The 24,594-nt window shown below is 69.1% G+C and carries 24 protein-coding genes; 14 read left to right on the top strand and 10 right to left on the bottom strand.

The features are described 5' to 3' along the window. Positions 1–103 precede the first annotated feature (103 nt). Both ACO057_RS20130 and ACO057_RS20125 read right to left on the bottom strand, forming a co-directional pair. Positions 104–769, bottom strand: coding sequence for a flagellar hook capping FlgD N-terminal domain-containing protein (locus tag ACO057_RS20130; protein WP_421994805.1), 666 nt, complete (start codon positions 767–769; stop codon positions 104–106). Positions 770–787: 18 nt separating this feature from the next. Continuing rightward, complete coding sequence (locus ACO057_RS20125) at positions 788–2,020, bottom strand: flagellar hook-length control protein FliK (RefSeq protein WP_421994803.1); 1,233 nt, start codon at positions 2,018–2,020, stop codon at positions 788–790. Positions 2,021–2,251: 231 nt separating this feature from the next. Here ACO057_RS20125 and flgE point away from each other — a divergent pair, with 231 nt between their 5' ends. The 12 genes from flgE (at position 2,252) to ACO057_RS20065 (ending at position 14,548) form a co-directional block, all read left to right on the top strand. Next, a complete protein-coding gene (gene flgE, locus ACO057_RS20120) occupies positions 2,252–3,553 on the top strand; it encodes a flagellar hook protein FlgE (protein WP_421994801.1) in 1,302 nt (433 codons plus the stop codon). Between the two features lie 42 nt (positions 3,554–3,595). Next, positions 3,596–5,131, top strand: a complete 1,536-nt coding sequence (locus ACO057_RS20115) for a flagellar hook-associated protein FlgK (RefSeq protein WP_421994799.1) — start codon at positions 3,596–3,598, stop codon at positions 5,129–5,131. Between the two features lie 61 nt (positions 5,132–5,192). Then, positions 5,193–6,269, top strand: coding sequence for a flagellin (locus tag ACO057_RS20110; protein WP_421994797.1), 1,077 nt, complete (start codon positions 5,193–5,195; stop codon positions 6,267–6,269). A gap of 152 nt (positions 6,270–6,421) precedes the next feature. Next, positions 6,422–6,865: a flagellar biosynthesis repressor FlbT gene (locus tag ACO057_RS20105; protein WP_421994795.1), complete on the top strand. Its 444-nt coding sequence runs from the start codon at positions 6,422–6,424 to the stop codon at positions 6,863–6,865. Next, complete coding sequence (locus ACO057_RS20100; protein ID WP_421994793.1) at positions 6,858–7,610, top strand: DUF1217 domain-containing protein; 753 nt, start codon at positions 6,858–6,860, stop codon at positions 7,608–7,610. The genes ACO057_RS20105 and ACO057_RS20100 overlap by 8 nt, the downstream gene beginning before the upstream one ends. A 58-nt stretch (positions 7,611–7,668) precedes the next feature. Further along, on the top strand, positions 7,669–8,391 hold the full coding sequence (locus ACO057_RS20095; RefSeq protein WP_421994791.1) for a maleate cis-trans isomerase family protein: 723 nt from the start codon (positions 7,669–7,671) through the stop codon (positions 8,389–8,391). Between the two features lie 138 nt (positions 8,392–8,529). After that, positions 8,530–9,591, top strand: a complete 1,062-nt coding sequence (locus ACO057_RS20090) for an AbrB family transcriptional regulator (protein WP_421994789.1) — start codon at positions 8,530–8,532, stop codon at positions 9,589–9,591. Positions 9,592–9,617: 26 nt separating this feature from the next. Next, positions 9,618–10,829 (top strand): CaiB/BaiF CoA transferase family protein, encoded by a 1,212-nt coding sequence (locus ACO057_RS20085; protein ID WP_421994787.1) that lies wholly within the window; start codon positions 9,618–9,620, stop codon positions 10,827–10,829. 3 nt (positions 10,830–10,832) lie between these two features. Then, on the top strand, positions 10,833–11,636 hold the full coding sequence (locus tag ACO057_RS20080) for an enoyl-CoA hydratase (protein ID WP_421994785.1): 804 nt from the start codon (positions 10,833–10,835) through the stop codon (positions 11,634–11,636). Positions 11,637–11,798: 162 nt separating this feature from the next. Continuing rightward, a complete protein-coding gene (locus tag ACO057_RS20075; protein WP_421994783.1) occupies positions 11,799–12,434 on the top strand; it encodes an exopolysaccharide biosynthesis protein in 636 nt (211 codons plus the stop codon). A gap of 91 nt (positions 12,435–12,525) precedes the next feature. Next, complete coding sequence (locus tag ACO057_RS20070; protein WP_421994781.1) at positions 12,526–13,485, top strand: Bug family tripartite tricarboxylate transporter substrate binding protein; 960 nt, start codon at positions 12,526–12,528, stop codon at positions 13,483–13,485. Positions 13,486–13,576: 91 nt separating this feature from the next. Continuing rightward, entirely contained in the window at positions 13,577–14,548 is a 972-nt protein-coding gene (locus ACO057_RS20065) for a tripartite tricarboxylate transporter substrate binding protein (protein ID WP_421994779.1), read from the top strand. A gap of 39 nt (positions 14,549–14,587) precedes the next feature. On the opposite strand, the gene ACO057_RS20060 is transcribed toward ACO057_RS20065, so the two are convergent. The 3 genes from ACO057_RS20060 to ACO057_RS20050 are packed head-to-tail and all read right to left on the bottom strand — an operon-like array spanning position 14,588 to position 16,495. Further along, entirely contained in the window at positions 14,588–15,202 is a 615-nt protein-coding gene (locus ACO057_RS20060; RefSeq protein ID WP_421994777.1) for a hypothetical protein, read from the bottom strand. Continuing rightward, positions 15,165–15,476 carry a hypothetical protein gene (locus tag ACO057_RS20055; protein ID WP_421994775.1) on the bottom strand — a complete coding sequence of 104 codons (312 nt, stop codon included), beginning with the start codon at positions 15,474–15,476 and terminating at the stop codon, positions 15,165–15,167. Before ACO057_RS20055 ends, ACO057_RS20060 begins: the two co-directional genes overlap by 38 nt. Next, positions 15,473–16,495, bottom strand: coding sequence for a zinc-binding dehydrogenase (locus ACO057_RS20050; protein WP_421994773.1), 1,023 nt, complete (start codon positions 16,493–16,495; stop codon positions 15,473–15,475). Before ACO057_RS20050 ends, ACO057_RS20055 begins: the two co-directional genes overlap by 4 nt. 143 nt (positions 16,496–16,638) lie before the next feature. Between ACO057_RS20050 and ACO057_RS20045 the strand changes: the two genes are divergently transcribed. Next, entirely contained in the window at positions 16,639–18,243 is a 1,605-nt protein-coding gene (locus tag ACO057_RS20045; protein ID WP_421994771.1) for a GMC family oxidoreductase, read from the top strand. A gap of 16 nt (positions 18,244–18,259) precedes the next feature. Here ACO057_RS20045 and ACO057_RS20040 read toward each other — a convergent pair whose 3' ends face one another. The 5 genes from ACO057_RS20040 to rph form a co-directional block, all read right to left on the bottom strand. Continuing rightward, positions 18,260–20,494 carry a xanthine dehydrogenase family protein molybdopterin-binding subunit gene (locus tag ACO057_RS20040; protein ID WP_421994769.1) on the bottom strand — a complete coding sequence of 745 codons (2,235 nt, stop codon included), beginning with the start codon at positions 20,492–20,494 and terminating at the stop codon, positions 18,260–18,262. Then, positions 20,491–20,973, bottom strand: coding sequence for a (2Fe-2S)-binding protein (locus ACO057_RS20035; protein WP_421994767.1), 483 nt, complete (start codon positions 20,971–20,973; stop codon positions 20,491–20,493). Before ACO057_RS20035 ends, ACO057_RS20040 begins: the two co-directional genes overlap by 4 nt. Positions 20,974–20,976: 3 nt before the next feature. Further along, positions 20,977–21,846 carry an FAD binding domain-containing protein gene (locus tag ACO057_RS20030; protein ID WP_421994765.1) on the bottom strand — a complete coding sequence of 290 codons (870 nt, stop codon included), beginning with the start codon at positions 21,844–21,846 and terminating at the stop codon, positions 20,977–20,979. Positions 21,847–22,052: 206 nt separating this feature from the next. Then, the gene (locus ACO057_RS20025; RefSeq protein ID WP_421994763.1) at positions 22,053–22,652 is read right to left on the bottom strand and encodes a non-canonical purine NTP pyrophosphatase; all 600 of its coding nucleotides are present in this window, start codon (positions 22,650–22,652) and stop codon (positions 22,053–22,055) included. Then, positions 22,649–23,365 carry a ribonuclease PH gene (gene rph, locus ACO057_RS20020; protein WP_421994761.1) on the bottom strand — a complete coding sequence of 239 codons (717 nt, stop codon included), beginning with the start codon at positions 23,363–23,365 and terminating at the stop codon, positions 22,649–22,651. The genes ACO057_RS20025 and rph overlap by 4 nt, the downstream gene beginning before the upstream one ends. A 114-nt stretch (positions 23,366–23,479) precedes the next feature. Here rph and hrcA point away from each other — a divergent pair, with 114 nt between their 5' ends. Then, positions 23,480–24,568 (top strand): heat-inducible transcriptional repressor HrcA, encoded by a 1,089-nt coding sequence (gene hrcA / locus ACO057_RS20015; protein ID WP_421994759.1) that lies wholly within the window; start codon positions 23,480–23,482, stop codon positions 24,566–24,568. Positions 24,569–24,594 lie beyond the last annotated feature (26 nt).

Raw genomic sequence — 24,594 nt, 5'->3', positions numbered from 1 at the left:
GGCAAGGCGGCATGAATTTCTCCTCGAGCGCATCCTGCGCCCTGGGCAGAACTTGCCGCCGGACCTCTTTCGGTAGGGTTAACGCGCGCAACGATTCAGAACTTCAGTTTCCCTCGACGACCCCACGCAGCTTGTCGAACGCCACCGTCAGCGATCCGAGATTCAACCGCACCTCGCCGTTGCTCCGCTGAACGCCCGTCGCCCGAGCCAGAACGCTGCCGGCCACCGTCACTTCCGCGCCGCCGGCGGTGGCGCCGAGCAGCACGTAGCGGTAGGCCCCGTCCGCCCGCTGCGCGCCCGTGGAGTCGCGCCCGTCCCAGGTCCAGTCGGTGGTGGAACGGCCCAGATTGACCTCCCCCGACCGGATGAGATTGCCCTGCGCGTCCAGCACACCGATGCCCACGCGGCTGGCATCACCGGCCGCGGGCAGGCGCAGCGTCGCCTGGCCGCCCTGCAGGGAGAGCTGGTCGCTCTCGACCTCGACCCTGCGTCCCATCAGCGGCGCCGCGCTGACCAGCTGCGAGCCCTGCTGCACGGAAATGAGGGTCTGGAGATTCGTGTTCACCCTGAGCTGCTGCTCGACGCCCGCGAACTGCACCAGCTGCTGCGTCATCTCGTTCGGATCCATCGCATTGGTGGGGTCCTGGTTCTTCAGCTGCGTCGTCAGCAGGGTGAGGAAGGTGTTGAAATCGGCCCCGAAACCCGTGGTCGGGCTGGTGCTCGCCCGGTTCGCGGCCGTGCCATTGGTACCGCTGATCGTGCCGCTCATCGCAGGCGTTCCTTTCGGTCAGATATGCAGGTCGAGCAGGCTGCGCGAAAGCCGAGGAGGAGGCGCCTCGCGCTTCACGACCGGAAAGCCGGCCGGGCCGCCGGGAGAGCCGCGGGACGCGCCACGTTGATCCCCGCCGCCGCCGGGTCCGAAGCCGTCATCGGCCCCGCCGCCGAGCGAGAACTCGATGCCGCCGGGATCCACCCGCAGCCCTGCCTCGGCGAGCCCCCGGTCGAGTTCCTGCCGGTCGCGCTGGAGCAGGGCCAGCGTCTCCGGCCGCTCCGCCGTCACGCGGACGCTATGGCTGTCGCCGTCGCGCTGCACATGGATGTCGACACGGCCGAGGTCGACGGGCTCCAGCGACAGGCGGAAGCCATTGCTGCCACCCGGCGCGAAGGCCAACGCCACCGCGACGGTCGATACCTGCCGCACGGGCGAGGGCATGGCGGCAGCCGGCGCCGGCCCCACGGCGACGACGAGGCGCTGGGGGGCCTGGAGCGCCGCGGCCTGCAACGGCACGTCGGCCGCGATCGCCGGCGGCGGCGCCTGACGTTCGCCAACACGGGCGTCGTGCGCCTCGGCTTTGGGCAGGATTGTCGAATCTGGCGGGGTCGCGCCGGGCATCGGTTCCGCCGTCGGTGGAAGCGGTGGACCCGGGCGCGCCATGCTGCCGGTTGGACTTGCTGGCGGCGAAGGTCGCTCCGATTCCGGCGCGCCGCCCGTGATCGGGACGGCCAGTCTCGCCGACGGCTGCAGCATGATGGATGCCTCGGGCGACGGGAGCTGCGGCGGAACCGGGCCAATCTGGTCGCGCTCCTCTTCGGCGGACGCGGAGGTCGCGCGCGCCTGCGCCTTGCCCGGGTGTGGCGCTGGGGCGTTGGGCGGCGGCAGGGGCGATGGCACAGGGGCCTCGCTAGCCGCCTCCGCGGGCTCCTTCCCAGTCGTGGGCTCTTCCTCGGTTTCCGGCCCATCGGCCGAAGTCTCGCCGCTCGTCGGGGCGGCCTGTGTCGCGATCGATGCCGGCACCACGATGGCCTCTTGGACGGGAGGCGCTGGAGCCGGGATCGGCGTCACGATCGGGGCGACCGTCGCGGTCGGGAGTTCCGACACCGGTCCCGGCTCCTTAACAGTGGCGAGGCTGCGGATCAGCGCGGCCGCGAAGCCGCCCTCGCCTTCCGCTTCCTCCGGCGCGGCTCCGGCCTTCGTCACGGCCGATGTCGCCAGCGGCGCGGTGATCGGGGTGGCTTCCATGGCAGATCTCTCGCGGCGCCTGGCGTCATGCCCGGCCTGCGCGCTTTCGCAAGGTCCGGGCCAGCCGCTGAAGGGCCGCGCCCGGCAGCGCAGGCCCCTCATCCGGCAATCCGCGCCGGCGCCCGGCAATCCCTGCCGGCCCAACCGCCGCGAATCCCTGGCACGCCGCATGCGTCGCCCGATCCGACCCGGAATGCCCCGGGGCGCGTTCCTGGCGATGAGGCTCTTCCCATGTCCCTGTTCGGTGCGATGACCACGGCGATCTCGGGGCTCAATGCGCAGTCGCGCGCGCTCGGCCACATCTCCGACAATCTCGCGAACAGCCAGAGCTCCGGCTACAAGCGCGTCGATACGAACTTCACCAATCTCGTCACGCAGTCGAGCCAGACCATGCATGCGCCCGGCTCCGTGATGGCGCGGCCGGACTATACGAACTCCTTCCAAGGGACGGTGGAGCAGAGCGACAACCCGCTCAGCCTCGCCATCGGTGGCCAGGGCTTCTTTTCGGTCGCGATGGCGCGCGGCTCCTCGAACGGGCTGCCGAGCTTCGATGACCGGCAATTCTACACGCGCTCCGGCGATTTCCGGATGGATCGCGACGGCTATCTCGTGAACGGGTCCAACTATTACCTGCAGGGATGGCCGGTGAATTCCGACGGCGTCGTGGACCGCACGACTCTGGATCCGGTGCGCGTCAGCCAGCAGGTCTTCAATCCGATCGCGACCTCGAACATCGAGATCTCCGCAAATCTTCCCGCGTTCGATCCGCCGGCCACACCGGGCGATGCGCGGAGCTACAGCACGCAGGCGCAGGTCTATGACCAGCTCGGCAAGCGTCACGCGCTGACGCTGACCTTCGCGCAGACGCCGGGCAGCGCGGGCCCGCCGCCCGTGGCCGGGCCGGCGAACAGCTGGCAGATGAGCATCTCGCCCGATCCCTCGACCGGACCGGTCAGCATCCCGATCACCTTCGGTCCCAACGGGACGATCCTGAGCTTAGACGGCGTGACCGGAACGGCGAACACCCCCGTGCAGCTCGGCTTCACGATGGATTTCGGCCAGGGTCCGCAGACGATGAACCTCGACATGGGGCGCTACGGCATCGCGCAGGGGATGACGCAGCAGGCGGGCAATGACTTCTCGCTGCGCACGCTGCACCAGAACGGCGTTCCGCCCGGCTCCTATTCCGGCCTTTCGATCCGCGAGAACGGCGACATCGCGGTGAATTACGACAACGGCGAATCCCGTGTGATCGCGCGCGTGCCGCTGGTCTCCTTCAGCGATCCCGACAAGCTCCAGCGGCTCGACGGCCAGGCCTTCATGCGGACCATCGAGAGTGGCGAGGCCCAGGTGACGGATGCCGCGACGAATGGCGTGGGCAAGCTCGTCGTCGGCGCATTGGAGGGATCCAACGTCGACATCGGCACCGAGTTCACGAAGCTGATCGTCGCGCAGCGCGCCTATACGGCCAATACGCGCGTCGTCACCACGGCCGACGAGATGCTGCAGGACACGATCAACATGAAGCGGTGACGACATCGCTTCCTTCACGATCCTCGATAGGGTGACCCGGTTATGAGCCTTGACCTCGCCTTCGGCATCGCGCGGAACGGGCTGCTGGCCACCCAGCGGGCGCTGGCCAATGTCGCGCAGAACATCACCAACGCCGAGACGCCGGGCTATACGCGCAAATCGGCCACCGCCGTCTCGGTGACGGCCAATGGCATGCCGCTCGGCGTCAGGCTGGGCGAGGCGCAGCGCTATGTGGATTCGGCCTTGATCGCCGAGCGCAATCTGCGCGCAAGCGAAGCCGCGGGCGCCGCCGTGCGCGAGCGACTGCTCTCCGGCATTGAGGCGGTGCACGGCACGACCGATTCCGGCGACAGTCTCGGCGACACCATCGCCGCCCTGCGCGCCCGCCTCACCAGCCTGCGCGGCGCGCCGGGCGATACGGGCCTTCAGCGCGATGCCGCGCAGTCGGCGGTGACAGTGGCCGCGCGTTTCAACGACATCGCCGGCGCCGTGGGCAATGCGCGGCAGCAGGCCCAGGACGGCGTCCTCGAAGAGGTACGGAAGATCAATGCCAGCCTCCACCAGATCTTCGAGCTCACCACGCTCATCAAGGGCGATACGGTGCGCGGCCTGCCGACCGGCGACCTCGAGGATCAGCGCGACCTGCTGCTCACGAAGCTCTCGGAGAGCCTGCCGGTGCAGGCTCTGCACCAGCCGGATGGCGGACTCGTCCTGGTCACCAAGGGCGGGCTCGGCCTGCCCTTGGACAGCACAGGCGACGCGCTCTCCACGCAGATGGCCTCGGTCGGGCCCGCCTCCTATTACGGCGCGGGCGGCTCCATTCCGGCGATCACCATGGGCGGCGTGGACATCACGCGGCAGCTCACGGGCGGCAAGCTCGGCGAATACATCAACCTGCGCGACACCACCCTGCCGCGCTATCAGGCCGAGCTCGACATCGCCGCCGCGCAGCTCGCCAGCCGCTTCGCCGCGCAGGGGCTGACGCTCTTCACCGGCAGCTCGGGCCAGGTACCGGACGTTGCGCTGGGCTATGCCGATCCCGCTGGCGGGCAGATCGGCTTCGCGAACCAGATCCGCGTCAACACCGCCGTCGTCGCCAACCCCGCCTTGCTGCGCGACGGCACGCAGGACGTGCCCGATACGCCCGGTGGCGCGACGGCCTTCACCACCAATCCGGCCAATGGACCCTCCGGCTTCGCGATCCTGCTCGACCGCATCATCGACCACAGCCTCGGCGAGACCGTGCGCGATGGCACGAACTGGGCCTCCATCCCGTCGAGCGGGCTCGGCCCCGATGGCAGCCTCAGCTCGCCCTTCATCCCGGCCCGCTCGATCGAGGCCTATGCCGGCACGCTGACCGCGGCGCAGACCGCCGATCGCGCCGCGGCCACCTCGGCCAGGACACGCGCGGAAGCGCTCAAGGCCGGCCTCGATGCGCGCTTCCAGCGGGAGTCCGGCGTGGATCCGGATGCCGAGGTGGCGAACCTCATCAAGCTGCAGAACGCCTATGCCGCCAATGCGCGCGTCATGAGCACGGCGCAGCAGATGTGGGAATCGCTCCAGGGCGTCGGACGCTAGCCATGATGCGCTCGCTTTTCCTGTCCCGGGATTCGCATCGTCCCGCTTGGGGAGCTGACCCATGACCATCGACCTTCTGGGAAGCGTCGCGCGGGAGACGGCGGTGCTGCGCACGCGCCTCGCCACGCTGACCCGGCAGAGCGCGGACGGGCTTCGCTCCCCCAATCTCGGCGACCTCGGCCCCGAGGTCTCGCGGCTGGTCGCGCTGCGCGGAGAGGTCGGCCGGCGCGAGGCCTATACCCGCTCCATGGGCCAGGCGCAGGGGCGCACGGGAATCATGCAGGGGGCGCTGGGGCGGCTGACGGAAATCGCGCGGGACTTCCATTCGACGGTGACGCAGCGGATCACCAGCGCCGATCCCAACTCCTTGAAGACGGTGCAGGCCCAGGCGCGCGCCGCGCTGACCGAGATGGCGCATCTGCTGAACACGCAGCATGCGGGCGAGTATCTCTTCGGCGGCACGGATTTCACGCGCCCGCCCATCCCCGATCCGGACAAGCTCGCGACCGGGCAGATGGCGCAGGACGTCGCGGCGGCCATCGGCAATCTGGCCGCCACGGATGCCGCCACGGTCTCAGCCGCGACGAAGGGGGTCGCGCAGAGCACGGCCGCCGGCGTCACGCCCTTCTCCGGCTTCCTCACGGCGGACGAGACGCTGCCCGCGGGCGGCCGCGAGGCCCGGCGCGGCGTTCCCTCCGGCGATGGCGAGATCATCGGCTATGGCATCAAGGCCAATGGCAATGCCGAGGCGATCAGCTCCGGCGAGACGACGGGGAGCTGGGCGCGCGACATGATGCGGAACCTGATGAGCCTCGCGGCCCTCACGCCCGACCAGATGGCCAACGACCCGCTCGAATTCGACAAGCTCGTGACCTCCATCCGCGACGGCTTCGGTTCGGCCGAGGCCGCGCTGGGCGAGGAGGCCGGCGCGCTCGGCCATGTCGAGGCGCGGATGGTCTCGGCGCAGAAGCGGCATGCCCAGCTCTCGAGCGTGCTGGAGAGCCAGCTCTCCGACATCCAGTATGTCGACATGGCTCAGACGCTGTCGCTGCTGCAGGCCACGAAGACGACGCTGGATGCGAGCTATCGGGCGATCGGCGCGCTGAGCGATCTGAACCTCGCAAACTTCCTGCGATGACCCGCCATCTTCAAGCGGCGTTAACCTCCATGCGACAGGATGCAGATGCGGCGGGAAGGACCTCGCCGCCGGAGGCACGGCACGACGCCAGGAGGGCGCTCGCCGGTCGCGGCAGCGGCACGCCGTCCGGTTCGAATTTTCAGGGGAAAAAGATGTCCACGCTCGTGTTGGAATTGCGTCAGGGCGACCTCATGGTGGTCAATGGCGCGCCGATCCGCTTCCGCAACCGGACGCGGATCGAGCTGGCGGCCAAGGCCCGCTTCCTCTTCGGCAAGCAGATCATGGCGCCCGATGGCGCGAACACGCCGGCGCGGCGGATCTATTTCGCGCTGCAGACGGCCTATATCGGCGGCGACGAGGAGCGCGAGCCGGGGCTGGCCTCTGCGCGCCGTCTGATCGCGGAATTCATGGAGGCGACCACCTCGCCCACCGTGCGCGAGATGCTGGCCCGCTCGCTGGAGGCGGCCGAGGGAGACGACTGCTACCTTGCTTTGAAGATCGCGCGGCGCGTGATGCGCCATGAGGAGGAAGTGCTGGGCCTGCCGCCCTTGCCCGTCCCGCGCCGGGAGATTCAGGAACCGGCCAGCCATGGGTGACATCGGCGGCGCTCTTGCGGCGTTGCGCCGCGCGATCCAGCCCAACGAAGAGGCGAAGGCACTCGCGCGCATCGCCTCCGAACCGATGCAGAAGCGCGCGATGGATCAGTTCCGGAAAGCGGTCGAAACGGCGCCGGACATCAAGACGGCGCTGAAGGACCCGCGCGTTCTGCAGGTTGTCACCATGGCGCTGGGCATTCCGGAAGGGGCAAGCCAGCCGGGCCTCGCCTTGCGCGCGCTGCTTTCCGATCCGACGGATCCCAAGAGCCTGGTGAACCGGCTTTCGGACACGCGATGGAAGGCGGCGGCGGAGGCGCTGCAACTCGGCGCCAAGGGCATCGTGGCGCTGCGCGATCCGAAGATCCAGGCGACGCTGAACGAAGGATTGCAGCGCGCCCGCTGGCGGAACGACCTGGAGGAAAAGCAGACGGGCCTGGGCGATGCCGTGATCTTCCGGGAACGCGCGGCGGCGGTGGATGGCAATGTCTATGCCGTGCTGGGCGACCCCATCCTGCGACGGGTCATCACCGGAGCGCTGGGCCTGCCCAAGGAGATCGCGGTGCAGTCGGTGGAGACGCAGGCGCGCGCCGTGGAATCGCGCCTCAAGCTCGACAAGCTCAACAGCCCCAAGGAGGCCCAACGATTGGCCGAGCGTTACCTGATGAAGGTGGCCATGAACGAAACCAGCCCAAGCGCCTCCGGCGCGATGGCGATGCTGGGCTGGCGAGGCTCCTACAGCGTGTGACGGCCTGGGCCACGCGGCGATGCCGGTGCAGACTGGCCGCGAAACAGGAGGGCTCGGCATGAAGGGTTGGCGCGCGCGGATCGGCTTCCTCGTACCGCCGGGAAATCCGACGGTGGAGCCCGAGATGTACGGGCTCTGCCCGCCCGGGGTCTCGATGCACTTCACGCGCCTGCATGCGGAAGGCCCGGCCGGCACCCATGTCGGGCAGGATGAGCGCAACCTCAGCCAGGTCGCGAGCCTGCCGGCCGCGGTGAAGCTGCTGGCCATGGTGTCGCCCCAGGTGATCGTCCTGGCCCATACCGCGACCAGCTACACCCTGGGTCAGGCGCGCGAAGCGGCGCTGGTGGCCGAGATGGAGGCGATGACCGGCGCGCGTTTCATCACCGCCTTCGGCAGCACGCTTGCGGCGCTGGAATTCCTCGGCTGCCGGCGGATCGCCTATGGCACGCCCTATTCCGAAGCCACCACCCTTCAGGGCAAACGGCACCTGGAAGCGCATGGCATCGAGGTGGTGAGCCATGGCGCGCTGGCCCATGTGCGCAACATCTACGAGGAGACGGAGGAGCGCGCCTATGCCATCGCGCGGGCCGTGGACCGGCCGGAGGCGCAGGCGGTGTTCCTCAGCGGCACCGGCATGCCGACGATCGAGGCAATTCAGGCCCTCGAGGATGACCTCGGCAAGCCGGTGATCTCGGCGGCCTCCGCCATGGCGTGGAACGCCCTGCGCCTGGCCGGGGTGAAGCATGCCCGCCCGGGCTATGGACGGCTCTTCTCCGGATGATTTGCCGCTCGGCAAGGACGGGGTTCGTATAGGGAATCCCCGAACGGGATCCGGCCGTTTTCCGCCGGGTTTGTTAACGCCAGATGAATCTCCGCTTAAGTTTGACGCAGTGCACAACTGCGCCGATCCTTCCTCTCCGTGACATTCCCAAGCTCCCTCGTCGTCCAGCTCGTGACGCTTCTCGCCGCCATCACCGGCGGCTTCGTCTTCTCCCTCCTGCATATCCCTCTGGCCTGGATGATCGGCGCCATGTTCGGCACGGCGCTCCTTTCCTGGACGCGCCCCGTGGAGGTGCCGCCCGTGGCCCGGCCGGTCGCACTCCTCGTCATCGGGCTGACCTTCGGACAGACCTTCTCCGGCCCCGTTCTGGCCGCGCTGCTGGGCGAGCTGCCGGTCATCATCCTGGCGGCCTTCCTCTCCATCGCGGCCGGGATCGCGACCGTGCCGATCTTCACCCGCATGGCCGGCCTCGATTCCAACACCGGCTATTTCTCCACCATCCCCGGCGGCATCGTGGTGATGGCGGTGCTGGCCCAACGCGCCGGCGCGCCGATCGCGCCCGTCACCCTCGCCCAGACCATGCGCGTGCTGGTGGTGGTGCTCATCATGCCGCCCTTGCTCACCGCCTTCGCGCCGCGCGGGGACAGCGGCGCCTTCCTCGCGCCGCACCTCGCCATCGAGCCGCTGGGGCTGATCGGCATGATGGCGGTCGGCTATGTGGCCGCGCTCGGCCTGCGGCGGCTGGGCCTGGCCAATCCCTGGATGATCGGCCCCTGCCTGCTCGCCATCGTCGCCTCCGCCTTCGATGTCCTGCCCTCGGGTGTGCCGCAATGGATGGTCAATGCCGCGCAGGTCGGCATGGGCGCGACGCTGGGCCAGCGGATGACGCTGGAATTCCTGCTGAGCTCGCGGCGGTTGATGAAGGCCGCCATCCTCTCCTCGATCGCCCTCTGCGCGGCCTGCACGGCGATGGCCGTCGCCCTCGCCTGGGCCACCGGCCTGCCCACGGGCGCGGTGATGATCGGCATGGCGCCCGGCGGCATGCCGGAAATGGGCGTGACCGCGCGCAGCCTGGGGATCGCCGTGCCGCTGGTGCTGGGCTTCCATCTCGCGCGCACCCTGCTGTGCAACTTCCTGCTGGGGCCGATCTTCAAGCTCCTCGTCCGGCTGCGTCTGTTCACGCCGGCCCCTGCGGCGTAGATTTCTGTCGTCAAGGGAGACCAACCATGCCGGATGACAGCGCCACCGCCGCCAAAGTCGTAACAACCTTGCCACTGGCCGGCCTTCGCGTGCTCGACCTGACCTTGGCCCGCGCGGGGCCCACCTGCGTGCGCCATCTCGCCGATTGGGGCGCCGACATCATCCGCATCGAGCCGCCGGGCAACAATGACGGCTTCGGTGGCGCGCGGGACGATTTCGATTCCGTGAACCTGCACCGCAACAAGCGCGGCCTGGCCATCGACCTCAAGAGCCCCGAGGGCCACGCCGCCTTCCTGCGCCTTGCCGCCACGGCGGATATCCTGGTCGAGAACATGCGGATGCAGGTGAAGCACCGCCTCAAGATTGCTTATGATGACCTGAAGGAGCTCAACCCGCGGCTGATCTACGCCAGCATCTCGGGCTTCGGGCAGACGGGCCCCTATTCCAAGCGTGGCGGCGTGGACCAGATCGCGCAGGGCCTCGGCGGCCTCATGTCCATCACGGGCGAGCAAGGTCGCGGGCCGATGCGCGTGGGCATCCCCATCAACGATCTGACGGCGGGCAACCTGCTCGCCATGGCCGTGATGATGGCGCTCTACGAGCGCGAGAAGACCGGCAAGGGCCGCTACGTTCATACCAGCCTGCTGGAGGCCGAGGTCTTCATGCTCGACTTCCAGGCCACGCGCTTCCTGCAGAAGGGCGAGGTCGCGGGCCAGGCGGGCAACGACCATCCGGTGAACACGCCGATGGGTGTTTTCCCCTCCGCCGACAAGCCGATCAACATCGCCGCCTCCTCGCCCAAGCTCTGGGAGGTCTTCTGCAAGGCGGCCGGCCAGGAGGCCTGGCTCGAGAAGCCCGAATGGAAGACGGCCGCCGGCCGCACCGCCGACCGCCCCGCGCTCAACGCGGCCATCGGCGCGGTCACGAGCCAGAAGCCGAGCGAGTACTGGATCGCGAAGCTGGAGGAGGCCGGCATTCCCTGCGGGCCGATCAACAACATCCAGGAAGTGTTCGAGGATCCGCAGGTCGAGCATCTGGGCATGGTCTGGCAGGTGCCGCATGCCAGGCTGGGCATGGCGGGCGTGGTCCGCACGCCGATCAACATCGAGGGCCACAAGCCCGGCATCCGGCGGCCGGTGCCGGGCCTGGGCGAGCATGCCGACGAGATCCTGGCGGAAGCCGGGTTTACTGCCGACGAAATTTCCGCGCTGCGCGCGTCAAAGGCTTTGGGAGCTTAGAGAATGACTGAGATGGTTTTGGCCGAAGGCAAGATCCTCGCGCGCAGCGCCGAGGGCGTGGGCACGATCGTGTTCAACCAGCCCGAGAAGCGCAACGCGATGAGCATCGCGATGTGGGACGGCATGGCCGAGGCGCTGGACCTCTTCGCGGCCGATCCCGCGATCCGCTGCGTCGTGCTGGAAGGCGCGGGCGGCAAGGCCTTCGTCTCGGGCGCCGATATCAGCCAGTTCGAGAAGAGCCGCTCGGATGCCGAGGCGCAGAAGCACTACAACGAGAAGACCAGCCTCGGCCGCCGCAAGCTGCTGGAATTCCCCAAGCCCGTGATCGCCAAGATCCAGGGCTTCTGCATGGGCGGGGGCTTGGGCATCGCCATGTCCTGCGACATGCGCATCGCGGGTGCGGGCAGCGAGTTCGGCATCCCGGCCGCCAAGCTCGGCATCGCCTATGGCTTCGACATGGTGGGCAATCTGGTCTCCCTCGTCGGCCCGGCCCAGGCGCATTTCATCCTGATGACCGGCGGGCGCATCTCGGGCGAAGAGGCCGAGCGCCTGGGCCTCATCAACAAGCTCTATCCGGCCGAGACGCTGGACGCCGAGGTGGCGAAGATCACCTCCACGATCGCCGTGAACGCCCCGCTCTCGCTGCTGGCCAACAAGCGCACGGTGCGCGCCGTCCTGGCGGATGCCGCGGACCGCGACATGGCGGCGATCGAAAGCGCGCAGAGCGCCTGCTTCGACAGCGCCGACTACCGCGAAGGCCGCCGCGCCTTCATGGAGAAGCGCAAGCCCGCCTTTACCGGCGCGTAATGCTGGTTGGGGTGGTCACGGCCACCCCATCGGGCCTAAAATCGTTATCCGTCGCGGGTTACGCGGCGGATGCGAAACATTTCTCTGGATTCATGCGTCCAGAACGCTAGCCTCCGCACGGACCGGTTCCGCTTCGGATCGGCCGATAAAGGAAAATATGGTTTGGACGGACTAGCGCATACCCCGACCGACCTGCCCGACGAGCATCTGGCGCCCATCTCGCGCATCGTGAGCGAGGTCGCGGCTCAGTTCCCCGGGGCGCGCATCACCCTCGGCGAGATGAGCGAGGCCTTTGGCGACCGCGCCTTCGGCCTGCTGATCCTGCTGCTCTGCCTGCCCTCGCTGCTGCCGGGCATGGCCTCGGTCTTCGGCATTCCCATGATGATCCTGGGCGTGCAGATGGGCATGGGCCGGCGTGAGCCGAAGCTTCCGGGTTTCATCGCGCGCCAGTCCATCAAGCGCGAGGACCTGCTGCGCCTGGCCGGCTCGTCCTCCAAGTGGCTGAAATACATCGAGCGCTTCGTGAAGCCGCGCGACGGCTTCTTCACCGGCCCCGTCGGCGACCGGCTGGTGGGCTGGCTGACCGTCTATTGCGCGGCCATGCTCATCCTCCCCGGCCCAGGCACCAATGGCCCGCCGGCCTTCGGCACCATCATCATGGCGCTGGGCGTGGTGGAGTCCGACAGCCGCGTGGTCGGCATCGGCGTGGGCCTGACGCTCGCCGGCTGCATTTTCGCGACCTGCGTCCTGGGCGCGCTGATCTGGATGGGAATCCACGCCCTGGGCTGGATCTTCTGACGACCGCTTCCGGCAGCCGGAATCACGCCTTCCGCTAGGGTGTGCCACGAGTGGACGCTTTGCTAAGTGCAGGGAGTTCATGGAGTTCCCTATGCCCAGCCGCCGCGCCCTTCTTGCCTCTGCCGTTCTGCCCTTCGCCACGCCCGCCTTCGCCCAGTCCTGGCCGGCCCGGCCCTTCCGCTTCGTTGTTCCCTTCGGCGCGGGTGCCTCCCTCGACGTGCTGGCGCGGCTGATCGCCGCGCGCTTCCCCGAGGTGACGGGCCAGAACGCCGTCACGGAGAACCGGGTGGGCGGCGGCACCATCATCGGCACGGATTCCGTCGCGAAGCTGCCCGGCGATGGCTACACGGTGCTCTTCGTCGCCAATAGCTTCACCATCAACGCCACGCTCATTCCCAACCCGCCCTTCGATGCGCGCCGCGACTTCCGCGGCATCGACTCTCTCATCGTCAGCCCGCATGTCCTCATCGCCTCGCCCGCGCTGAATGCCTCGACCATCCCCGAGCTGATCGCGGCCGCGCGGGCCCGCAACGGGCTGACCTATGCCTCCACCGGCGTGGGCACCTCACTGCATCTGGGTGGCGAGAGCCTGAAGAAGGCGACCGGCATGGACATGACCCACGTGGTCTATCGCGGGACGAGCCAGGCCATCATCGATCTCTACAGCGGCCGCGTGGACGTGATGCTGACCAATGTCGCCGATGCGGCGCCCAGCATCCGCGACGGCCGCGTGAAGGCCATCGCCGTCGCGAATTCGGCGCGCCACGCGCTGTTGCCCGACGTCCCCACCTTCGAGGAGCTGGGCGTGCGGGGCGTGGTGTCCAACTCCTGGTATGGCGTGGTCGCGCGCTCGGATGTGCCCACGCCCATCGCGGACCGGCTGCATGACGCCATCGCCCGGATCATGGCGGAACCCGACACCCTCGCCCGGCTGAACGAGATGGGCCTGTCGCCGATGCGGATGGCCCGCCCGGAGTTCGACGCCTTCCTGGCGGAGGAATTCCAGCGGAACGGCCGGATGATCCGCGAGAACGGGATCACCATCGACTAGCCGCCGGGGAGCCTGACCTTCAGGGCCGAGGGCCGGCTTCGGAAGTCTGGCATCCGAATTGCTAGGTGTCTGGAAATTCACGGAGTTTCCGATGCCAAGTGCTGTATTCCGGCGCCGCCCCCTTCTCGCGGCGTCGCTTCTGCCTCTTTCCGCGCCGGCCTTTGCCCAGTCCTGGCCGTCGCGCCAGCTTCGCTTCGTCGTCCCCTTCACCGCCGGCGGATCGCTCGACATCGTCGCGCGCATGATCGCGGCCCGCCTGCCCGAGCTGATCGGCCAGGGCGCCGTCACCGAGAACCGCGCGGGCGCGGGCACCATCATCGGCACGGATGCGGTCGCGAAGCTGCCGGGCGACGGATATACCGCGCTCTTCGTCGCCAACAGCTTCACCATCAACGCCACGCTCATCCCCAACCCGCCCTTCGACGCGCGGGCGGAATTCCGGGGCATCAGCTTCCTCGCCTACAATCCGCATGTGCTGATCGCCGCGCCGGGGCTGAACGTCTCCACTCTGGCCGAGGTCATCGCCGCGGCACGGGCGAAGGGCGGGCTGACCTATGCCTCCTCGGGCGTGGGCACCTCGCTGCATCTGGGCGGCGAGAGCCTCAAGGCGGCCACGGGCATGTCGCTCACCCATGTGCCCTATCGCGGCTCGGGCCAGGCCATCACCGACGTCTTCAGCAACCAGGTGGACCTGATGCTGGCCAATATGGCCGATGCCATCCCCTCCATCCGCGAGGGCCGGGTGAAGGCGATCGCCGTGGCCAATGACACGCGCCACCCGCTCCTGCCTGAGGTGCCGACCTTCGATGAGATCGGCGTGCGGGGCGTGGTCTCCAACTCCTGGTTCGGCATGATCGTGCGCTCGGACGTGCCCACGCCCATCGCGGACCGGCTGCACGCGGCCGTCGCGCAGATCCTGTCGGAGCCCGAGAGCATCGCGCGGCTGACGCAGGTCGGCCTCTCGACGCGCCCCATGACGCGTCAGGCCTTCGACGCTTTCCTCGCGGAGGAGTTCGAGCGGAACGGGCGGGTGATCCGCGAGAACGGCATCACCGTCGACTGAGTGATTCTGCGGCGTGGCGGAGGGGGACCTCCGCCGCGCTCAGGCCCGCCAGCGCCGGTGCATCCAGAGCCACTGCCCTGGCGTCTCGCGCACCCAGCCCTCGATGATGCGGTTCACCATCGCCGTGGCGGCCTCCACATCGATCTTGCCGGCGGCATCGCGCGGCATTTCCAAGGCCTCGGTGAAGTCCAGCCGGAAGCGGTTGTTCGGCAGGCGGATCGCGCGCATCCCATGCACGGGCGCGCCCTCGAAACGCTTCGCGAGCCGCGCGAGAAAGGGGTTCGCCGCCACCGGATGGCCGAAGAAGGGCACGCGCGGGCCGCGCCCGAAGCGCTGGTCCACCAGCATGCCCAGCGTCAGGCCCTGGTCCAGCGCCTCGGCCATGCGGATCGGCGCCATCATCCCCGCCGCGATCAGCCGCCCCATGATGGGCTCGCGCATCGCCACGATGTCCGCGGCGATATAGGGGTTGTTGGGCGTGCGGTAGAGGATCGCCGCCGGCTGGCCGAGCTTGAAGGCCGCCACCGCCGGCAGCTCCCAATTGCCCATATGCGAGGCGAAGACCAGCGCCGGCTTGCCCGAGAGGCGCAACGCCTCGAAGCGAGCGAGCGTGCCTTCATCCGCCTCGACGCGGCCGCCCTCGACGTCGAACAAACGCCTCCAGATGGGGATATTCGCAGACCGTCCGGCCCAGATTGACCCAGGCGTCATGCGCGATGGCGCGCCGTTCCGCCTCGGTCTTCTCGGGGAAGGCGAGGCGCAGGTTCTCGATCGTGTGCTGGTGGTTGCGCGTCCAGACGCCGACCTTCGGCGCCGCCCAGGCGCCCAGATTGGAGGCGCGGTCCGGCCCCAGAGCGCGCAGCGCCGCGAAGATCAGCCGGACGAGCCGCGAGACCGCCCATTGCCCAAGATTCTGCAGTCGCTTCACAGCTTGATGACGATCTTCCCGAAGACGTTGCGCGCCTCGAGACGCGCCAGGCCTTCCTGGAATCGCTCGGCATCCAGGACCGTGTCGATCACCGGGCGGATGCCCTGGGCGATCTTCGCCAGGCCCTCGCCGATATTGCGGATGGTGGAGCCGAAGCTGCCCTGGATCTTCAGCTGGCGCTGGAAGATCATCATGAGGTTCGTCTCGGCCGACATGCCGCTGGTGCTGCCGCAGGTGACCAGCCGCCCGCCCATCTTCATCGAGAGCAGCGAGCCGGCCCAGGTGGCCGCGCCCACATGCTCGAAGACCACATCCACGCCGCGCTTGCCGGTGACGCGGCGGGCGACGCTCTCGAAGCGGTCGGTGTTGTAGTTCACCACGTGATCGACGCCGAGCGCCTTGGCCTTCATCGCCTTGGCCTCGTCGCCGACGGTGCCGATCACCGTGCAGCCGATCGCCTTGGCCATCCGCACCGCGATGGTGCCGATGCCCGAGCCGGCCGCATGTACCAGCACCGTCTCGCCCGGCTCCAGCCGCGCATTGTCGAAGAGCATGTGCTGCACGGTCGAATAGGTGATGCCCGCGCAGGCCGCGTCCTCCACCGTCACGCCGGACGGCACCGGCACGACCTGGCGGGCCGGCACGTTGATGAGGCCGCGCGCGAAGCCATCGGCATGGAAACCGCGTACGCCCGAGACGTTCTCGCAGAGGTTGTCGCGCCCGGCGCGGCATTCCTTGCACACGCCGCAGGTCATGCCGCCATAGGGCACGACCATCTGGCCCTGGGCGAAGCCGGTGACGCCGGGGCCGATGGCCGCGACATCGCCCACGCCCTCGGCGCCGACGCTGATCGGCAGGGTCCGCTTGGCGAAGGCCATGCCCCGCCAGCCCCAGACGTCGATGTGGTTGAGGGCGACCGCGCGCATGGCGATCTGCACCTCGCCGGGGCCGGGAGGGGGGGGCGGGTCGATGTCCATGAGGCGGAGATCACGGTCGGCCAGAAGCTGAAGGGCGCGCATGGGCGGCGCAGTAGCAGGGATCGGGTTCAAACCCAAGCGGCGGGCCGCGGACGGCTTGCGGCGCGGCCCGCCCTGTGGGTTCATCAGGCCGTAAAAATGCACCCCGGCAGAGGCTTGGCCGAGGGATGCGACGGGGGAGCGGAATGGGGATCTACGACTTTATCGTGGTCGGCGCGGGGTCGGCCGGCGCGGCCGTCGCGAACCGGCTTTCGGCCGATCCCCGCCACAAGGTGCTGCTGCTGGAAGCCGGGCCCGCCAGCCATCCCTGGTCGCGCATTCCCGTCGGCTACGCGAAGATGATCGCCAATCCGGCGGTGAACTGGCTCTACAGCGGCGAGCCCGAGGCCAGTACCAATGGCCGCCGCCTCGCCGTTCCGCGCGGGCGGATGCTGGGAGGGTCCAGCGCCATCAACGGCCTCGCCTTCGTGCGCGGCCAGGCCCAGGACTTCGACAGCTGGGCCCAGATGGGCAATGCCGGCTGGAGCTATGCCGACGTCCTGCCCCACTTCAAGCGCATGGAGCGCTACGAGGGCGCCGGCGACGACACCTTCCGCGGCCGCGAGGGCCCGCTGCGCGTCACCGATCCGCCGCCGCGCGATCCGCTCTTCGCCGCGCTGATCCGCGCCGCCGGCGAGGTCGGGATCCCGTACAATCCCGACTATAACGGCGCGAGCCAGGACGGCATCGCCATGAGCCAGGCGACCATCGCCTCGCGCCGCCGCATGAGCACGGCCCATTGCTACCTGGATCCCATCCGCCAGCGGCCGAACCTGCGCATCGAGACCGAAGCGCTGACGCAATCGCTGATCTTCGAGGGCCACCGCTGCACCGGCGTCCGCTACGCCGTCGCGGGCACGCTGCAGGAGGCGCGCGCCGGGCGCGAGGTGGTGGTCTGCGCGGGATCGATCAACTCGCCGCAATTGCTGGAGCTCTCGGGCCTCGGCCAGCCCGAACGGCTGCAGGCGCTCGGCATCGCGCCGCGCCACGCGCTGCCCGGCGTGGGCGAGAACCTGCGGGACCATTATGCACCGCGCACGCGCTGGGCGGTCGAGGCGAAGGGATGGGCCTTCAACGAGCGCGGACGTGGCCTGGGCCTCGTCGGCCAGGCGCTGCGTTACGCGCTGTTGGGCCAGGGGCTGCTGTCCATGGTCGCCGCGCCGCTGCGCGCCTTCGTGCGCTCGCGCGAGGGGCTGGAGGCGCCGGACCTGCTGCTCGGCTGGGTGCCGATGCTGACCGAGCCGGGCCCCACCGGGCCGCGGGTCTCCAGCCAGTCGGGCATGACCTGCTACGCCCATCCCATGCGGCCGGAGAGCAAGGGCCATATCCACATCACCTCGGCCGATCCGCGCCAGCCGCCGGCGATCCAGTTCAACTTCCTGTCCTCGCCCGCCGACGCCGCGCTCACGCTGAGCGCCGTGCGGATCGCGCGCGCGGTGATGAACGCCCCGGCCCTCGCGCCGCTGCAGCTGCGCGAGCTCGGCCCCGGGACGGCGCGGCAGACGGATGACGAGATCCTGGAGTGGGTGCGCCAGACGGCCGAGACCACCTACCACCCGGTGGGCACCTGCCGGATGGGTCAGGACGGCCTGGCGGTGGTGGATGCGCGGCTGCGGGTGCATGGCATCGCGGGGCTGCGTGTCGCGGATGCGTCGATCATGCCGACGCTGACCTCGGGCAATACCAACGCGCCGTCGATCATGATCGGCGAGAAGGCGGCGGCGATGATCCTGGAGGATCTCGCCGCCTGAGCCTTCCGGCGGGGCCTCAGGCCCCGTCGAGCACTTCCAGCACGCGCGGCGGCGACATGGGCAGGCTGTAGAAGCGCTTGCCCAGCGCATTCGCCACCGCATTGGCGACGGCCGCGAGCGGCGGCACCAACGGCACCTCGCCCACGCCGCGCACGCCTTGCGGATGCTTGGGGTTGGGCACTTCGATCATCACCGCGTCGAGCATCGGCAGGTCGGAGCAGACGGGCATCCGGTAGTCGAGGAAGCTCGCGTTATCGACCTTGCCGTTCTTGTCGTAGAGATATTCCTCGCTGAGCGCCCAGCCGATGCCCTGGGCCGCACCGCCCTGCATCTGGCCCTCGACATAGGCCGGATGCACCGCGCGCCCCACATCCTGGAAGGAGGTGTAGCGCACCACCCGCACGATCCCGAGCTCGGCATCCACCTCCACGTCGCAGACATGGGTGGCGAAACCGCCCTCGGCGCCCGTGGTGTTCTGCTGCACGCCGGCACCGATCGGCCCGCCCGTCTCGCTGGCCTTGGCGGCAAGATCCGCGAGGCTGAGCGCGGGGAACTTGCCCGCGTTCTCGCCGGCGGGCTTGGCCTCGCCGTCTTCCCAGACCACGGCCTCGGGATCGATCTTCCAGAGCTTCGCGGCGCGCTCGCAGAGGGTCTTGATGACCTTCTCCGTCGATTGCGTCACCACCATCGCCGAGGCGAAGAGCACGCGGCTGCCGCCGGTCAGGTTGGAATAGCCGATCGTCGCCGTATCGCCGATCAGCACCGAGACGCGCTTGTAGTCGATACCCAGCAGCTCGGCCGTGATATTGGCGATGGCCGCGCGCGAACCGCCGACATCGGGATGGCCCGTGGTGACGACGACATTGCCGTCCTCGGTGACGTTCACCTGGGCGCTGGATTCACCGCCCGCATTGAACCAGAAGCCGCTGGCCACGCCGCGCCCCTGGAACTTGCCGAGCGGCGCCTGGTAGTGCGGATGCGCCATCGCGGCCTCGATCGTCTCGATGAAGCCGATGACCGGGAAGACCGGGCCATGCGCCGCCTTGGTGCCCTGCCTGGCCGCGTTCTTCAGGCGCAGCGTCAGCGGGTCCATCTTCAGCGCCTCGGCGATCTCGTCCATCACGCATTCGGCCGCATAGGCGCCAATGGGCGCGCCCGGCGCGCGATAGGCCGCGACCTTCGAGCGGTTGGACACCACGTCGAAGCCGACGGAATGCACATTCGCGATGTCATAGGGCGCGAAGGCGCAACCGGCCGCGCCGCGGATCGGCGAGCCCGGAAGACCGCCGGCCTGAAGGTAGAAGGTACCCTGGGCGGCGACGATCTTGCCGTCCTTGGTGGCGCCGATCTTCACCGTGCTCATCGAGCCGGAGGTCGGGCCCGTCGCGCGCATCACTTCGTCGCGCGTCATCACCATCTTCACCGGACGGCCGGTCTTCTTCGCCAGGATCGTGGCGAGGGGCTCCAGGTAGATGATGGTCTTGCCGCCGAAGCCGCCGCCGATCTCGGCGGGGATGGCGCGGATGTCGCTCTGCGGGATGCCCGTCAGCAGCGAGGTCATGGCGCGCACCATGAACTGGCCCTGGCTGGAGCTCCAGATCGTCGCCTTGCCCTCGACGACGCTGACCAGGCAGGAATGCGGCTCGATATAGCCCTGGTGGACCGGGCGCGTCTTGAAGTGGCGCTCGATCACCACGTCGGCGCTGGCGAAGCCGGCCTCGACGTCGCCCAGCTTGTGCTCGAGCTTGCCGGCGATGTTCGACGGCTTGCCCTCGAAGCTCAGGAAGTCGTGCAGGATGGGCGCGTCGGGCTTGATCGCTTCCTCAAGCTCGATGACGTGCGGCAGCACCTCGTAGACGACCTCGATGAGCTTGCAGGCCTCGGCCGCGATCCGCTCCGACATGGCGGCGACGGCGGCGACCGGATGGCCGTGGAACAGCGCCTTCTCGCGCGCCATCACGTTGCGGCTCATCCAGCGCATGTCCTGGATGCCGAGCATCACGGACTTGTCGAGCGGGAATTCCACGATGTCCCTGGCCGTCACCACCGCCTTCACGCCCGGATGGGCCTCGGCCCTGGAGGTGTCGATCGAGACGATCCGCGCATGGGCGTGCGGGCTGCGCAGCACCTTGCCCCAGATCATGCCGGACATGCTGGTATCGGCCGAGTAGGAGGCGCGGCCAGTGACCTTGTCCGCGCCATCCGGGCGGATGGTGCTCTGGCCGATCCACTTGTTGTTGATGACGTTCATCGGGCGGCTTCCCTCATCTCGGCGGCGGTGTCCATGACGGCGCGGACGATCTTGTCGTAGCCGGTGCAGCGGCAGAGGTTGCCGGCGAGCCAGAAGCGCACCTCGGACTCGGTCGGGTCGGGATTGCGCTCCAGCAGCGCGCGCGAGGCCATGAGCACGCCGGGCGTGCAGATGCCGCACTGGAGCGCCGCCATCTCGAGGAACTTCAGCTGGAGCGGGTGCAGCGTCTCGCCCTTGGCCATGCCCTCGATGGTGTCGATCTTCTTGCCCTCGGCCTCGGGGGCCAGCATCAGGCAGGAGCAGACCAGCCGGTCGTCCAGCAGGATGGAGCAGGCGCCGCAATCGCCGGTGCCGCAGCCTTCCTTGGCGCCGGTCAGGCCGAGCGACCCGCGCAGCAGGTCGAGCATGCTGTCATGCGGCTCGCAGAGGAACTCCTCCGGCTCGCCGTTGATGGTGGTGGTGACGTGCATCTTGGCCATGGATCAGATCCCCCCGGCGCGTTCGGCGGCGATGGCGACGGTGCGCCTGAGCAGCACCCCGGCCACCTTGGTGCGGTAGACGATGGTGCCGCGCTTGTCGTTGATCGGCTTGCAGGCGGCGGAACAGGCGGCGGCCGCGGCATCGAGCGCGGCGTCCTCCAGCTTGGATCCGACCAGCGCCTTTGCCGCATCGGCCACCAGCAGCACGGTCGGCGCGACGGCGCCCAGGCCCACGCGGGCGGCGGTGACGACGCCGTTCTCGATGGTCAGGCTGACGCCGACGCCGACGACCGCGATGTCCATCTCGGTGCGTGGGATCATGCGCAGATAGGCGTCGGAGGAGCCCTTGGGGCGCGGCGGCAGGGTGAAGCTCACCAGGAGCTCGCCGGGGGCGAGGTTGGTGCGGCCCGGCCCGGCCGGGAAGGCCTCGACCGGCATCGTCCGCCGGCCGTTGGGGCCCTGGATGGTCAGTATCGCGCCGGCCGCGACCATGGCCGGCACGCTGTCGCCGGCCGGGGAGCCGTTGCACAGGTTGCCGCCCGCCGAAGCCCGGCCCTGCACCTGGGTGGAGCCGATGAGGTTGATCGCCTCCAGCACGCCCGGCCAGACGGTGCCGAAGCGCGGATGCTCGGCAAGCCGCGCTCCGGAGACGGCCGCACCGATGCGGAAGCCGCCATCGGCGGTCTCCTCGATGCTGGTCATCTCGGCGATCTTCTTGATGTCGATGATCGTGCCCGGGTTCAGGACACCAGCGCGCATCTGCACCAGCAGGTCGGTCCCGCCGGCCAGGATGCGCGCGGCGCCGGCAGCGGCGGCATAGGCGCCGATGGCCTCGTCGAGCGAACTGGGAGCGATGTATCGGATCTCTGTCATTCTTGTTTCCGCGTTCGTTTCCGGTCCCGGTGGCTCCCGCTGGATCGGGCTTTTGCCGACCGGGCGCACAGGTACCGAAACGCTACGCTCGCAAGAAGGGACGGAACAGCCCCTAATCGTCACGATCCACCGATATAAATGATGGATAATAACGATGAATTATAACCCAAGTCTTCGCCGTTGCGCGCTTTAGTCGAGAATGATTCTCAACTAAAGCTCGCGGCCGCCAGGGTCGCGAAGGCGCGCGCGCGATGGCTATGCTGCGCCTTCTGCTCCCGCGTCATCTCGCCAAAGGTGAGAATTTCGCCCTCGGGTACGAACATCGGGTCGTAGCCGAAGCCGTTTTCCCCGCGCGGCGGCGCGACCCAATGGCCCTCCACCCGGCCCTCGAAGGCTTCGGTGTGGCCATCCGGCCAGGCCAGGACCAGCACGGCCACGAAGGCGCATCGCCGGTCGGCCGAACCGTCGAGGCCGGCGATCCGCGCCATGGCCGAGGGATAATCCCGCGAACCATCCGGCCGCATCGTCCAATCGGCCGTCCGCACGCCGGGCTGCCCGCCCAGCGCGGCAACCGCGATGCCGCTGTCATCCGCCAGGGCCGGCAGGCCGGTCGCCTTCATCGCCGCCATCGCCTTGATGGTGGCATTGGCGATAAAGGTGTCGCCCGTCTCGGCCGGCTCGGGCAAGCCGAGCTCCCCGGCGGAGACCAGCGCCATCCCATAAGGCGCCAGCAGCCCGCCGAACTCGCGCAGCTTGCCGGCGTTGTGGCTGGCGAGAACGAGCTTGCCGGGCGCCAGCTTCCTCACAGGCCCACTGCTTCCTTCTGCTTCGCCACCAGCGTCATCACGCCGTCGCGCGCCAGGTCGAGCATCGCCAGGAACTGCGCCTCGCTGAAGGGCGCGCCCTCGGCCGTGGCCTGCACCTCGACGAGGTTGCCCGCGCCGGTCAGCACGAAATTCGCATCAGCCTCGGCGCCGCTGTCCTCGGCATAGTCGAGGTCCAGGATCGCCTCGCCCTTGGCGATGCCGCAGGAGATCGCCGCCACGTGATCCGTCAGCGGGATCGCCTTCATGATGTTGTTGTTCACGCAATGCCGGAAGGCCAGGTGCAGCGCGACCCAGGCGCCGGTGATGGCGGCGCAGCGCGTGCCGGCATCGGCGTTGATCACGTCGCAATCGAGGGTGATGGTCATCTCGCCCATCGCCTTGCGGTCCACGACGGCGCGCAGGCTGCGGCCGATGAGGCGCTGGATCTCCTGCGTGCGGCCGGACTGCTTGCCGCGCGCGGCCTCGCGGTCGCCGCGGGTATGGGTGGCGCGGGGGAGCATGCCGTATTCGGCCGTCACCCAGCCCAGGCCCTGGTTGCGCATGAAGGAGGGCACCCGGCCTTCCACGCTGGCGGCGCAGAGGACCTCGGTATTGCCCATGCGGATCAGGCAGGAGCCCTCCGCATGCTTGGAGATGCCGGTCTCGATCGAGACGGTCCGCAGGGCGTCGGCGGCGCGGCCGGATGGGCGCATGGGCTGGTTCCTCGTGATTCTGCCTGCGAAATAACCACAGCGCGGCACGGTGACCAGGGGTGCGCCAATCAGTGGTTGACCCGGAGGCCGCCCATAACCAAGCTTAGTACAGCGATGCACACCCCCTTGAAATCGCCTTTGTTCACGGTCCCCGGGCTCGCATCCAGCGCTCTCGATGCCCGATCCACGGCCGTCCTGAGGGAGCTGGTGGAGGTCTATGTCGCGACGGGCGAGCCCGTCGGCAGCCGCACCCTCTCGCGCCGCCTGCCGCTGAATCTCTCCCCCGCCTCGATCCGCAACGTGATGGCGGATCTCGAGGAAGCGGGCCTCCTTTACGCCCCCCACACCAGCGCCGGCCGCCTGCCGACGCAGCAGGGGCTGCGCCTCTTCGTGGACGGGCTGCTCGAATTCGGCGACCTCGGCGAGGAGGAGCGGAGCGAGATTTCCGCCCGCTGCGCCGCCCATGGCCGCTCCCTGCAGGACACCCTGGCCGAGGCGGGGCAGATGCTCTCCGGCCTGGCGGGCGCCGCCGGGCTGGTCGTCGCCCCCAAGGGCGAGGCGCCGCTGCGCCATATCGAATTCGTGCCCCTCGGCCCGGGCCGGGCGCTCGTGGTGCTGGTCCAGGGCGACGGGCGGGTCGAGAACCGCGTCATCGAGGTGCCGGCCGAGCTGCCGCCCTCCTCGCTGGTCCAGGCCGGGAACTACCTCAACGCCCGCCTCGCCGGCCGCACGCTCGACGAGACGCGCGCCAATGTCACCGAGGAGATCGCGGCCAACCGCACCGCGCTCGACGCCCTCACGCAGCAGGTGATCGAGGCCGGGCTGGCCACCTGGGCCGGCGGGGGCAGCGGCTCGCTGATCCTGCGCGGCCAGTCGCGGCTCCTCCAGAACATGGAGAACCTCTCCGCCGTCTCCGAGATCCAGGCGCTGTTCGAGCGGCTGGAATCCCAGGAAACGACCCTCCAGCTGCTGGAGCTGGCCCAGCGCGGCGAGGGCGTGCAGATCTTCATCGGCGCCGAGAGCGGGCTTTTCTCCTCGGCCGGGCTGTCCGTCGTGGTCGCTCCCTTCCGCAGCGGGGCCGCCGGCAGCAACCAGAGCATCGTGGGCGCCATCGGCGTCATCGGCCCCACGCGGATCAATTATGGCCGGGTGATTCCCGTCGTGGACTACACGGCGCGCGTGATCGGCCGTTTGCTGGGTTGATCCCGCGTCACCACGCCATTACCTGA

The organism is Roseococcus sp., assembly GCF_965227005.1.
Classification (GTDB): domain Bacteria; phylum Pseudomonadota; class Alphaproteobacteria; order Acetobacterales; family Acetobacteraceae; genus Roseococcus.
Note: the sequence above shows the minus strand (reverse complement) of the source record. Positions and strands in the feature narration are given on the sequence as shown.